The organism is Komagataeibacter intermedius TF2 (genome assembly GCF_000964425.1).
Taxonomy (GTDB): domain Bacteria; phylum Pseudomonadota; class Alphaproteobacteria; order Acetobacterales; family Acetobacteraceae; genus Komagataeibacter; species Komagataeibacter intermedius.
This window is the reverse complement of sequence record NZ_BANF01000049.1, coordinates 16,047-27,657: the sequence shown is the minus strand read 5'-3', so window position 1 is coordinate 27,657 and position 11,611 is coordinate 16,047. Positions and strand designations below refer to the sequence as shown.

Annotated in this window: 12 protein-coding genes and 1 pseudogene; 10 read left to right on the top strand and 3 right to left on the bottom strand. The window is 57.9% G+C overall.

Annotated features, from left to right (window positions below):
• A pseudogene (locus tag B7449_RS19760) lies at positions 1 to 77 on the bottom strand (bacterioferritin); the annotation flags it as partial.
• A 300-nt stretch (positions 78 to 377) separates the two neighbouring features.
• Between B7449_RS19760 and B7449_RS09120 the strand changes: the two are divergent.
• The 3 genes from B7449_RS09120 to ppk2 all read left to right on the top strand — a co-directional run bounded on the left by B7449_RS09120 (position 378) and on the right by ppk2 (position 2,694).
• Complete coding sequence (locus tag B7449_RS09120; RefSeq protein ID WP_039736038.1) at positions 378 to 1,313, top strand: AEC family transporter; 936 nt, start codon at positions 378 to 380, stop codon at positions 1,311 to 1,313.
• Between the two features lie 253 nt (positions 1,314 to 1,566).
• Positions 1,567 to 1,731 carry a hypothetical protein gene (locus tag B7449_RS21265; RefSeq protein ID WP_167335743.1) on the top strand — a complete coding sequence of 55 codons (165 nt, stop codon included), beginning with the start codon at positions 1,567 to 1,569 and terminating at the stop codon, positions 1,729 to 1,731.
• A gap of 51 nt (positions 1,732 to 1,782) precedes the next feature.
• On the top strand, positions 1,783 to 2,694 hold the full coding sequence (ppk2, locus tag B7449_RS09115; protein ID WP_039736039.1) for a polyphosphate kinase 2: 912 nt from the start codon (positions 1,783 to 1,785) through the stop codon (positions 2,692 to 2,694).
• A gap of 219 nt (positions 2,695 to 2,913) precedes the next feature.
• On the opposite strand, the gene B7449_RS09110 is transcribed toward ppk2, so the two are convergent.
• Both B7449_RS09110 and B7449_RS09105 read right to left on the bottom strand, forming a co-directional pair.
• Positions 2,914 to 4,269, bottom strand: a complete 1,356-nt coding sequence (locus tag B7449_RS09110) for an inorganic phosphate transporter (RefSeq protein WP_039736040.1) — start codon at positions 4,267 to 4,269, stop codon at positions 2,914 to 2,916.
• Between the two features lie 147 nt (positions 4,270 to 4,416).
• Positions 4,417 to 4,644, bottom strand: a complete 228-nt coding sequence (locus B7449_RS09105) for a hypothetical protein (RefSeq protein WP_039736042.1) — start codon at positions 4,642 to 4,644, stop codon at positions 4,417 to 4,419.
• 257 nt (positions 4,645 to 4,901) lie between these two features.
• Here B7449_RS09105 and pstC point away from each other — a divergent pair, with 257 nt between their 5' ends.
• From pstC to B7449_RS09070, 7 genes are all read left to right on the top strand, one after another.
• Complete coding sequence (pstC, locus tag B7449_RS09100; RefSeq protein ID WP_039736043.1) at positions 4,902 to 5,879, top strand: phosphate ABC transporter permease subunit PstC; 978 nt, start codon at positions 4,902 to 4,904, stop codon at positions 5,877 to 5,879.
• A gap of 8 nt (positions 5,880 to 5,887) precedes the next feature.
• A complete protein-coding gene (gene pstA, locus B7449_RS09095) occupies positions 5,888 to 6,787 on the top strand; it encodes a phosphate ABC transporter permease PstA (protein WP_048883575.1) in 900 nt (299 codons plus the stop codon).
• Complete coding sequence (pstB, locus tag B7449_RS09090) at positions 6,784 to 7,581, top strand: phosphate ABC transporter ATP-binding protein PstB (RefSeq protein ID WP_039736044.1); 798 nt, start codon at positions 6,784 to 6,786, stop codon at positions 7,579 to 7,581. Before pstA ends, pstB begins: the two co-directional genes overlap by 4 nt.
• 17 nt (positions 7,582 to 7,598) lie before the next feature.
• Entirely contained in the window at positions 7,599 to 8,294 is a 696-nt protein-coding gene (gene phoU / locus B7449_RS09085) for a phosphate signaling complex protein PhoU (protein WP_029329775.1), read from the top strand.
• A 489-nt stretch (positions 8,295 to 8,783) separates the two neighbouring features.
• Entirely contained in the window at positions 8,784 to 9,518 is a 735-nt protein-coding gene (locus B7449_RS09080) for a hypothetical protein (RefSeq protein WP_141654824.1), read from the top strand.
• 16 nt (positions 9,519 to 9,534) lie between these two features.
• Positions 9,535 to 11,202 carry a DUF4852 domain-containing protein gene (locus B7449_RS09075; protein WP_039736047.1) on the top strand — a complete coding sequence of 556 codons (1,668 nt, stop codon included), beginning with the start codon at positions 9,535 to 9,537 and terminating at the stop codon, positions 11,200 to 11,202.
• A gap of 61 nt (positions 11,203 to 11,263) precedes the next feature.
• Positions 11,264 to 11,587: a DUF4282 domain-containing protein gene (locus B7449_RS09070; RefSeq protein ID WP_039736048.1), complete on the top strand. Its 324-nt coding sequence runs from the start codon at positions 11,264 to 11,266 to the stop codon at positions 11,585 to 11,587.
• Positions 11,588 to 11,611: the final 24 nt, after the last annotated feature.

Genomic DNA, 11,611 nt, shown 5'->3' with positions numbered 1-11,611 from the left:
TACTGGTTGATGGCCGTCAGCTCGTTTGTCAGCTGCGTGTTCAGGTGTTCGATAACCTTGGGATCTTTAATCGGCATGGCGTGACTCGCTGTCATATATGGTGCAGGATACGATATATTGAATGTAATCCGGAGTTGTAAATCAAAAATTATTATATATCAGCGCGTTAATAATGATAATTCTTATTCTCAAAATATTTGGACATGTCTTTTCCCCAACCGTCCCTCATCACGACAGTTCCATGGGGATGACGTACGGGGACAGGGCACGCGCCTGATCGTTACGGACGCCGGTGTATCCGGCGGTTTTCTTTCATTACGCATGCCGGGCACTCCCTGCTGCGCCTGATTTCTCAGCTACAGGGTCGTCTCGCTGTCATGCTTTCCACCATCATTGCCGCCATGCTGCCCCTCATCGTGGTTTTCCTGCTGGGGTATCGTGCCGGATGGCACCATGATTTTACGGGGGAGCAGGTATCGGTTCTCAACCGGATGGTCATGCAGTATGCCTTTCCCCTGAACCTGTTTGTCGGGATCGCGGGGATGCCGCGTACTATCCTTGCGGGGCAGTTGCCGCTGGCGGCATCGGTATTCCTGATCATGTGCGGCAGTTTTGGCCTGGCATATGCCCTGTCGCGGTATGTGTTCCGGCGGGATGCCGCGGCGGCTACCCTGCAGGGACTGGCGATGGGGGCGCCTTCGGTTCCCTTTATCGGGTCGGCCATGCTGCCGGTACTGGTGGGCCATGCCAGCACCGCCGTCGCGATTTCGGCGGCCGTCTTTGCCATGGTGCTGGTCCAGACGCCGGTCTGCATGGTCATGCTGACCAAAAGTGCGCATAAGGGACCGCCGGAGCAGGCCCGGCTTGCGCCACAGATCATCGCGTCATTCCGCGAACCGATCGTGTGGGCCCCGATTGTTGCGACCCTGCTGGTGGCATCGGGCATTCACCTGCCGAAATCACTCCTGAACGCCGGGGAGCTGCTGGGCAATACGGCAGCGGGCGTGGCGCTGTTTGCGTCGGGTATTGTCCTGTTCCTGCAGCGGGTATCGGTGACGTTGCCGGTGGTCGTCACGGTGGCGGTCCGTAATATTGTCATACCGGCTGTATCGTGGCTTCTGCTGACCCTGCTGGGCCTGTCGCATGAGGTTATACGGACGGCGGTCCTGGCACTGTCCATTCCGGTGGGAACGGTTGTCGTCATTCTTGCCGTGCGGTTCGGGACAGATGAACAGGAAGCGGCATCCACCCTGTTTCTGAGCGCCGTGGTGTCGGTGGTGACAATGGCCCTGTTCATAGCCTGCGTGGGGTAATGGTAGGCAACCGCTTTAAAAGCCTCTTGAATTCCTGCTTATTTTTCCGCTTTCAAAGTAAACCTGATCTGATTTGGTATTTATCAAGTTTTATTTTCATAATTCATAATTTAACAATATAAAATATATAATTATTATCTATTATATTCATATGATTTCTAATTTCATTAAATATTCATATTATGCGCCGTGCGCTGCCCTATACCTCTGCATGCCTATGGTCTGAATAGGCGTATGTACAGGAATGGACATCATGAAACCGGATTCCGAACCGAACTCGCCACAGATTCTTGAAGAATGGCGGCCTGCCGTTGTTCTGGTGTGGAAGGATACACGGGGCCAGACCAGACACCCCCCTCCCGCACCGGTTCCAGACCTGGTGGAGGAAGACGAAGCCTATATCCATGATGAATTCTGATTTCCTTCCGCCCTTACCGTCATCAGGAAAACAGATGGAGAAGACCCCGACATGACCGAAATCCCCGGCAGCGATGTAGCATCGTGGGAACGGAACCGCCTGCGAGAGGAGGTACTGGACGATATTGATGAAGAAATAGAGCTGGAACTGGATGATGTCCGCCTGGGTTCGGACAGCGACAGGGGTACGCCTGATTTCAGGAGGACGTATTTCCGCGAACTGCTGACCCTGCAGGGGGAACTGGTCAAGCTGCAGGACTGGGTCAAGGAAACCGGGCACAGGCTGGTGGTGATCTGTGAAGGACGGGACGCGGCGGGCAAGGGAGGCGTGATCAAGCGCATTACCCAGCGCCTGAACCCACGCATATGCCGTGTCGCGGCCCTTCCTGCCCCCAATGACCGCGAACGGACGCAGTGGTATTTCCAGCGTTACGTCACCCACCTGCCGGCGGCGGGGGAAATCGTGCTGTTTGACCGTAGCTGGTATAACCGCGCGGGTGTTGAGCGGGTCATGAATTTCTGTACGGATGATGAGTATGAGGAATTCTTCCGCTCCGTGCCAGAATTCGAACGGATGCTGGTGCGCAGCGGAATACAGATTGTCAAATACTGGTTTTCCATTTCCGATGATGAACAGGAAATGCGTTTCCGCGCCCGTATGGAAGATCCGCTGAAGCAGTGGAAACTCAGCCCCATGGATCTTGAAAGCAGGCGACGGTGGGAATCCTATACGCTGGCCAAGGAGATCATGCTGGAACGTTCAAATATTGACGAAGCGCCGTGGTGGATCGTGCCTGCTGATGACAAGAAAAAAGCACGCCTGAACTGTATCAGTCACCTTCTGTCGCAGGTGCCTTATCATGATGTCAGCAAGCCCGAGGTGCGTCTGCCCGAACGTGTCTTCAGTCCGGATTACATCCGCCAGCCCGTGCCCGAGACCATGATCGTGCCGCAGACATACTGAATGGTTTTTCAAGACAGGGGATTGATAAAAATAAACAGTTTCCGGATGCCGCCTTTATTTTAAAGGCGGCATTGTTTTTTGGAAAATATTCATCAGGCATGTACCTGCCCAAGGTGTGTCAGTAAAACAGGGCGTAGTACTTTACATACGCTGTTCATAAAAAACCGGGATCGCAGGGTATGCGATCCCGGTTCCGTTTTGTCAGCCATCCAGTGAATGTCAGGAATTCAGCACGTAGAACAGGCCGGCCGCAAGTGTGATGGTGACCGGCAGCGTGCATATCCACGCCAGCGCGATCTTGACCAGCATGCCACGGTTGATTCCAGACCCCGATCCCAGCATGGTGCCCGCGATCCCGGCGGTTATGATATGTGTCGTGCTGACCGGCAGGCCGGTATAGCCTGCGGTTGCAATCAGCCCGGCGCCCACCAGTTCGGCCGATGCCCCCTGGGCTGGCGTCAGGTGCGTATTGCCGATCTTTTCACCCAGCGTATGCACGATCCGCTTGTAGCCGATCATGGTGCCGATCCCCAGGCACAGCGCGCTGAGCAGACGTACCCACCACGGCGCATATTCCACGACCGGGCGCATCTGGTTGCCCAGTACCTTCGCCTGTGCGCGTTCCTGGGTCGAGGCGGAAGGATTGGCGGATACGGCCTTCAGTCCGGCCACGACTTCGTACATGTCCGCGCGCAGGACGGAAGGGACGACAGCCTGCGCATCGGTCCGTGACAGGCGGCCAACCGCGGCAATCGCTTCGTCACGCAGGCCGTCATGGTCATACTGTTCAATCAGCGGCGCGGCGCTGGTGGCATATTCCGCAATATGGGGAATGCGCGGCGTGCTGTCGGGGGCAAGGGCAAACGTCGCGGGCAGGATGCCGATAATGGTCAGCATGATCAGGCCAATGCTTTTCTGGCCATCATTGCTGCCATGGGAAAAGCTGACGCCGGTGCAGGTCAGGATCAGCAGGCCACGGACCCAGCCACGGGTCGGTCTGTCACCCTGCGGGGGCTGGTACAGTTCGGGATCGTGGACAAGGTGTTTGATGATGAAATACAGGCCACCCGCGCCAATCAGTCCCAGCAGGGGGGAAATGGCCAGTGCGCGCAGGATTTTCCAGATCTGTGACCAGTCAACGCTATTGCCCAAGTCACGCGTATGCAGCAGTGCATCCCCGATGGCAATCCCGATCAGCGCCCCGATCACGCAGTGGGAGCTGGAGTTCGGGATACCAAACCACCATGTAAACAGGTTCCATGCCAGCGCCGTGCCAAACAGCGAAATCAGCATTGGCACGGCCGGATCACCATTGGGGGGCGACAGCACGTCCGCCGGCAGCAGTTCAACCAGCCCGTAGGCCACGCTGATCCCACCCAGCAGGACACCGACAAAATTCATGCACCCCGACCAGATCACGGCCGTCCGGGGTTTGAGTGACTTGGTATAGATAACGGTCGCAACGGCGTTGGCCGTGTCATGAAAGCCGTTTACGAATTCAAAGATGCAGACAAGCGCAAAACATATGACCAGTGCGATGATCGAAAATGCCGAATAGGGCGCGAAGTGGAGCATGAAACAATACACCAGTAAGTTACTGTTGCATGCAGCATAAATAAGTAAAAACTAAAATATAAGGGGATGGGTTCTGGTTTAATATAATATTAATATTTGAATATATATTAAGTATATGTCAGCGTGTCGGGGCGAAAAAGGAATGTCTTACGCCCGCAGTCGCGTGGTTTCCATGGCGCGGGCAGGCTTGCACCGGCCCATCCGGAAACGGGTGCGGGCTCGGGCCACCGCTGCTTCGAACGTGGGCAGGATGTCGCCATCCATCTGCGTTACGCGTTCATGCATGGCGCGGAATTTGTATGGCTCGTCAGGGCTGTCGTGGAAAACGATGCCGACAAAGATGCCATCGATTTCTATGACGCTGGATTCAAACATAAGGGTGAGTCCTGTCTGTTTTACCTGGGGAATGCCGTAAGGCGCCGTTTATCCCCGTTGCGGGTGCTATGCAGTAGTTCAGGTGCCCGCGCAACCGGAAATAGATGAACTTTCCATGACAGTCACAATATACATAGGCAGCATGCATGTAGTGACTGGTGTCATAAAAACTTCATACAAAATAGATCAGGTTATTATTGCCATGGCGTGATGTTGCGGCCTAGTGCTGCTGATGTGTCATACACAGCAGGAATTACATGATGGAAAGTCCATCCACCATTACGGCCCGCGATGGCGTTGCAATGGATACGAATACGCGCGGGTGGTTCGGTGATCTGGTTTTCGGCGTTCTCGCCCGTCTGGCCGGATGGTTCATCCTGCTTGTCATGGCCGGTATCATCATCGTGCTGGTCAGCGGGGGATGGCGGGCATTTTCCGCCTTCGGCCCCGGCTTCATCACCAGCACGGCATGGAACCCGATTTCAGACCATTTTGGCGCCGCGACGTCCATTTTCGGCACCCTGGTCACTACGCTGATTGCCCTTGTCTTTGCCGTGCCCTTTGCATTTGGCGTGGCTTTCTGGCTGGTGGAAATGGCGCCCCCGGCGCTGGCGCGGTTTATTGAAACCGCCGTGCAGCTTCTGGCGGCGGTGCCGTCCATCATCTTCGGCATGTGGGGGTTTTTCATCGTGGTGCCGTTCATGGCGCATTACATTGAACCCGTGGCAACGCATTACCTTGGCCATGTGCCCGGCATGGGCCTGCTGTTCCGCGGCGCGCCTTACGGGACAGGTCTGCTGACCGGCGGCCTGATCCTGGCCATCATGATCACGCCCTTCATCTGTTCCGTCATGACGGATGTATTCGTCTCCATTCCCGCCGTGCTGAAGGAAAGCGCCTTCGGCCTTGGCGCCACGCGGTGGGAGGTGATGCGCGACGTCGTGCTGCCATGGTCGCGGCAGGCGGTCATGGGGGGCATCATGCTGGGCACGGGCCGGGCGCTGGGGGAAACGATGGCCGTGACCTTCGTCATTGGCAACAGCAACCGCCTTGGCTGGTCGCTGTTTGCGCCGGGCAACACGATTGCCTCGCTGATTGCGCTGGAATTTCCCGAAAGCTCGGCCGGCAGCCTGAAGCTGTCCGCCCTGCTGGCGCTTGGCGCGATCCTTATGATCATTTCATTCATCACCCTGGCCTGCTCGCGCATTTTCCTGCAGCGCGGCGTGTCGAACTGAGGAAAGCCATGATGTCAGCCCCCCAATCGCAATCCATTGATGCCGGTGGATGGCAGCGCGGCGGCGCAATGGCCGTGCGGCGCAGGCTGGTTGAACGGTTTGTCAGCCTGCTGTGCAATGTGGCGACGGTTGTCGTGCTGTTCCTGCTGTTTTCGATCCTGTGGACACTGGTGACACAGGGGGCAGGGGGGCTGGCGCTGCCGACCTTCCTGCACAGCACGGCATCTCCCGGCACTGGCGGCGGCCTGGCGAACGCCATTATCGGCAGTTGCGAACAGACCGGCCTTGCCGCCCTGATCGGCACGCCGGTGGGCATGATGGCAGGGATCTACCTGTCCGAATTCGGTCAGGACGGGCGGATCGTCATGCTGGTCCGGTTCGTGTCGGACATGCTGCTGTCGGTGCCGTCCATTCTTGTGGGCCTGTTCATCTATCTGATCATTGTGGAACCGGCGGGCCATTTTTCCGGCATGGCAGGCACGCTGGCGCTGGCGGTGCTGTTCATCCCCATTGTCGTCCGCACGACGGAAGACATGCTGCGCCTTGTCCCGCGCGCCATGCGTGAAGCGGCCTATGCGCTGGGCGCACCGGGCTGGCGGGTGATCCTGAGTGTCTGCCTGCGTTCGGCGCGTGGCGGGATCATGACCGGCATCCTGCTGGCGCTGGCGCGTATCTCGGGCGAGACGGCGCCCCTGCTGTTTACCTCGCTTGGCAATCTCAACTGGTCCACCAACCTGAACGAACCCATGGCCAGCCTGCCGGTCACGATCTACCAGTACGCCGGTTCGGCCTATGATGACTGGGTGCAGATGGCATGGACCGGGGCATTGCTGATTACTGTCGCGGTGCTTGCAACAAACATCCTGGCCCGCTGGTGGCTAACGCGCAATGGATCTGCACAACAATGAACAAACCTATCATGGATGACACGACGGGCCACGATACCGGGACCCTGGCGCTGGCCATACGCAACCTGGACTTCTGGTATGGCAGCAACCATGCGCTGAAGGACATATCGCTGGATTTTCCCGCGCGTCAGGTCACGGGCATGATCGGTCCGTCCGGCTGTGGCAAGTCGACGCTGCTGCGTATTCTCAACCGCATGTATGACCTTTATCCCGGTCAGCGCGCAACGGGGGAAGTCCTGTTTGACGGGCGCAACATCCTGTCCCCCAGCCTGGATGTCAACGTGCTGCGTTCACGCATTGGCATGGTGTTCCAGAAACCTACGCCGTTTCCCATGTCCATTTATGACAACATCGCCTTTGGCGTGCGGCTGCATGAACGCCTGTCGCGCACGGACATGGACCAGCGCGTGGAAGGGGTGCTGCGGCGCGTGGCGTTGTGGAACGAGGTCAAGGACCGGCTTGGTGCATCGGCTGCCGCCCTGTCGGGCGGCCAGCAGCAGCGGCTGTGCATTGCACGCACCATTGCAACGCGCCCTGAAATCATTCTGCTGGATGAACCGACCAGTGCGCTGGACCCGATTTCCACGGCCCGGATCGAGGAACTGCTGGATGAACTGAAGCAGGAATTCTCCATCGCCATTGTGACGCACAACCTGCAGCAGGCGGCGCGGTGCGCGGATCGGGTTGCATTTTTCTACATGGGCGAACTGGTGGAAGTGGATACGGCTGACAAGATGTTCACCGCCCCGCACGCCAAACGCACCCAGGATTATATTACCGGCCGCTTCGGCTAAAAGCGAAAGCAGTAATGATGCCACATGAATCCGTACATACGGTCCAGAGTTATGAGCAGGAACTGGAGCAGCTCCGTTCGCTGGTAAACCAGATGGGTGGGCTGGTGGAACGGCAGGTGGCGCAGGCCATTACCGCCGTGGTCGAACATGATGAGGTCGCAGCCCTTGATGCGCCCGAAATGGACCCGCAGGTTGATGAACTGGAACGTGAGACCGAGGCGCTGGTCATCCGCCTGCTGGCATTACGCGCGCCCATGGCGGGCGACCTGCGTGAAGTCGTGGTCGCGCTGAAAATCTCGGGCGATCTTGAACGCATCGGTGACTGCGCGGCCTCCATCGCACGCCGGGCCATGCGCAACGAACTGCTGTCATGCCCCATTTCACTGACGGGACTGCACAGCATGGGCCGACTGGTGCAGGAAAACCTGCGGCGCACCATCGATGCCATGGACCAGCGGGATCCCGAACTGGCGCGCCTTGTCTGGCATTCGGACACGGCGGTGGATGAACTGTATGTCTCCCTGTTCCGTGAACTGGTGACGTATATGATGGAAGACCCCCGCAATATCGGCCCGTGTGCCCACCTGCTGTTCATCGCCAAGAACCTTGAGCGCATTGGCGACCACGCCACCAATATTTCAGAGCGCGTGTACTATGCCGTAACTGGCAATATCCTGCCGATCGTGCGCCCGCGCGGGAAAACGTTCGACTGAGGTGCCTTGCCCGCGCGCGACCGCACCATGGCGGCGGCGCGGGCCGGACGGGAAGGGGGCTTTACTTCGAGTTATACAAGGGTCATGCGTACGCGTGCGTCGAATCGTATGTCTGAATACAGATAGATCCGAAATGGATATATTCATAATTCATTTATATTAATTGAATATGTAAATAAAAATGGCTGAATTCTGCGGAGTGATTCCAAAAAAATAATAATTTCAACATGGAAACATTGTGTTAATTCCGCAATAAATTTCCTGGTATAATTTTCCGAAAATCTGCCAGATCAGGAAATTCAAATATTCAACATTCTGGTCTATCCGGTCTAATTTCCCATTGACGGGTCATCATGGAGCCGTTATCAGGTGCGGAAATTTTTCAGATCATGTATAGATCAGGATACAATATTGACAATGCGCGATTTTTACAGGACTGGAATCAAAACAGTCTCCATTCTCTGCATTTCCGTTTCGATTTCGGGGTGTATGACGGATCAGTCCGGCAAGACAGCCCAGACGGGCACCGAACCCGGCATTCATTCAACCCGCAACCATGTGGTGGCAGGACTGGCCAGCCTGATTGGTGGCGAACAGTTCGGGTCCAGCATTGGCGGCATGCTGGACAACATGGATCGCAAGGCGCTGGCGCGCAAGCAGCAGCAGCTTCTTGCCGCGCAGGGCGATAATCATGCCGTGACCTGGCAGTCCGATCATTCCACCATGCGTGCCACCATTACGGCGTCGAATACGCGGCAGGAAGAAAAATCCATCCGGATCGTACGTAACGCGAATGTCGCGGCCCCTGGCGCCCTCCATGCCATTGGCGCGCGTTATCAGGCTGTCTCCACCACGCCGGTCTACCTTTCTCCCTCAACATCCGCCACGGTTGCCATGACGCTGCCAGCACATGCCACCATCATGGTGGTGGGCAGGCTGACCGGACAGAACTGGATGCTCGTCTCCCAGCAGGGGCGTTCAGTCGGGTATGTCACGGATACAGCCCTGCAGCCGGTTACGGTCGCCAGCCATCATGCCGCTACCCCGAATGCATTTGACCTGGATGCGGCCCCGGCTGCCCCCTCCGGCAGGACCGTGTCCTCCACCGTCAATGCAAGCGTGACATGTCGTGATCTGAAAACCGTCGCGACCGACAATGGCAAATCATCCACCGCGACCGAAACCGCCTGCCGTTCGGGTCAGGGCGTGTGGGAACTGAACTGACGTGAGGAAAACGCGCATGACCCTGTCAGTCCGCCGCCCTGCCGCCCTGCGCCAGCGTCTTGCGGGCGGGGCGGCGCTGGCTCTGGCGCTGCTGCCCGCAGTGTGTCTGGCCGATGACGACGCGCTGATCGCACGGTCCAGCGTACGGCATATTGCTGTCTACGCCGCAGGGGGCGCCCAGTGGTGCCAGCCTGCCCTGAACCTGAAAATGGTCCTGAACAGCGATAGCGCGGACAGGGGCGATCAGGCAGGGCAGATCGCCCTGCTGGATAAAATGAAGCGCGAGTTCGAACAGACCTGCCCGGTGGCGGAACGCGCGGATGCCAGTGTCGTGGAAGAGGGAACCACGACCGGACACTTCCACGCCGAACGCAGCAATGGCTGGGTCTTTGCCCCGGTGGCGGTTCCTGCCGCCGCACCCGCGCCTGCCACGCCACCGGCACCTGATGTGCCGCCATTCGTGGCTGCCGCGCCTGACGCCACGCCTGTCACGGGCGCGACGACCCCGGCACCACAGCCCGCGCCCGCGCCCGCACCGGCACCCGCAGTATCCGCCGTTCCGCCGGAAACCGATCAGGGATACTGGGGCTATATCCTGTTTTCTGGCCGGAACAACCCGGAGTTCTTCGCCAATACTGATGTCCAGCGTTGCTGGGCGCAGGAACATATGCATGCGGAATGGGTCCAGGCGGGCAGCGATGATTTCCGCCAGCATGAAGTCCTGACCAAGGCCGCGCAGGACATGCAGGCGCAGGCCGCCAGCATCGGCCCGAACCTCATCTACGCCGGTGTGCAGACCGAGTTCGGGCATTATGATTTTCAGACGGGGCAGTTCCCTATTGAAATGCAGGGGGAAATCCTGCGCCTGCCGCACACGTGTTCAACCGGCAACATGCCATGGAGCATTTCCCTGCGGGCACCTGAAATGCGCACCATTACCGGTTTTGCAATGTCCACAGACGAAGCGCGCGAGTTTGAACGCAAGCGCGAAAACTATGGCTGGATGAACCGTCGCATCTGGGTTGTGATGGCGCTGGAAGCAGACCCCGGAACCCCGCAGGACAATCCCGGTCAGCCCACTTTCGCGGCCACGCTGCAGGGCTACAGTGTTTATGGTGATGCACAGGAGCATACGCTGCTGTACCAGGCCGGACCTGAGCAGATCGCGGCGCAGCGGGCGCAGGCCGCCCGCATTGCAGCGGCAAAGCGACGGCAGGAAATGATGGCGCGTCGCGATATCGAAATCAGGCAGCTGGCCAATGCCCCGCTACCCGTGCGCATGGCCAACTGGATCAATGTGGACCAGCCGCTCGAACTGTTCCATTCACTCGATAATATCCGCAATGCGCGGTATCTGTCCCTGCAGGGTGACGGCAGGCCGGTCCCCGCCAGCTTCTTGGTCCAGACAGCCGGATCGGGACAGAAGAATGTCGCCACCACGTGGCCCGGGCATCTTGAACTGTCAATGGCGGACGCGCAGGCCTCGTTTGGCGATGCGGGATGGTATCTTGTCAGCGGCACGCTGAATACGCCCACGCAGGGCGATTTCCCCGCAGCGCAGATGACCGTTGTCCATTCCTATGCCTGCACGCAGCCGCAGTGCACGGATGCCACGGATGCGACACAGATCGCGGACCGCAAGATTGCCGCAGCCCAGGCGGCTGCGGGCAAGCCTGTTCCCTGATCATCCTGTATCGACCATTTCCAGAAAACTCATTCCATTTTCCTGACAAGGATTGAATACAATGAAGACCCTTCTGTCTTTTAATACGCTTATTACACCGCAGTTCATGAAGATATTCTATTATATCGGCGTGGTTGTCTGCGTGCTGTCCGGTCTTGGCACATTCGTTGGCATACTAGGCGTGTTCATCAATTCAGCACAGATGCTTGGGCATTCCACCACGCTGGCGGCACTTGGCGGCCTGATCGTGGGGGGGATCGGGGCCCTTATTATTACAGTCCTGTCCATCATCATGACGCGTATCGGATGCGAGACGGTGCTGGTCGTGTTCATGATCCGCGATGAACTGGCCTGGCAGCGTGAAAACACGCAAAAGCGCGCCTGAGCAGAAAAAAGTAGGACGACGGTA

Bases quoted from the DNA above. Each gene is read 5' to 3' on its own strand.
- pstB (WP_039736044.1), top strand. From the start codon at position 6,784: ATGAACAAACCTATCATGGATGACACGACGGGCCACGATACCGGGACC.
- ppk2 (WP_039736039.1), top strand. From the start codon at position 1,783: ATGACCGAAATCCCCGGCAGCGATGTAGCATCGTGGGAACGGAACCGC.
- B7449_RS09080 (WP_141654824.1), top strand. From the start codon at position 8,784: ATGACGGATCAGTCCGGCAAGACAGCCCAGACGGGCACCGAACCCGGC.
- B7449_RS21265 (WP_167335743.1), top strand. From the start codon at position 1,567: ATGAAACCGGATTCCGAACCGAACTCGCCACAGATTCTTGAAGAATGG.
- B7449_RS09070 (WP_039736048.1), top strand. From the start codon at position 11,264: ATGAAGACCCTTCTGTCTTTTAATACGCTTATTACACCGCAGTTCATG.
- B7449_RS09110 (WP_039736040.1), bottom strand. From the start codon at position 4,269: ATGCTCCACTTCGCGCCCTATTCGGCATTTTCGATCATCGCACTGGTC.
- pstC (WP_039736043.1), top strand. From the start codon at position 4,902: ATGATGGAAAGTCCATCCACCATTACGGCCCGCGATGGCGTTGCAATG.
- phoU (WP_029329775.1), top strand. From the start codon at position 7,599: ATGCCACATGAATCCGTACATACGGTCCAGAGTTATGAGCAGGAACTG.
- B7449_RS09075 (WP_039736047.1), top strand. From the start codon at position 9,535: ATGACCCTGTCAGTCCGCCGCCCTGCCGCCCTGCGCCAGCGTCTTGCG.
- B7449_RS09120 (WP_039736038.1), top strand. From the start codon at position 378: ATGCTTTCCACCATCATTGCCGCCATGCTGCCCCTCATCGTGGTTTTC.
- pstA (WP_048883575.1), top strand. From the start codon at position 5,888: ATGATGTCAGCCCCCCAATCGCAATCCATTGATGCCGGTGGATGGCAG.
- B7449_RS09105 (WP_039736042.1), bottom strand. From the start codon at position 4,644: ATGTTTGAATCCAGCGTCATAGAAATCGATGGCATCTTTGTCGGCATC.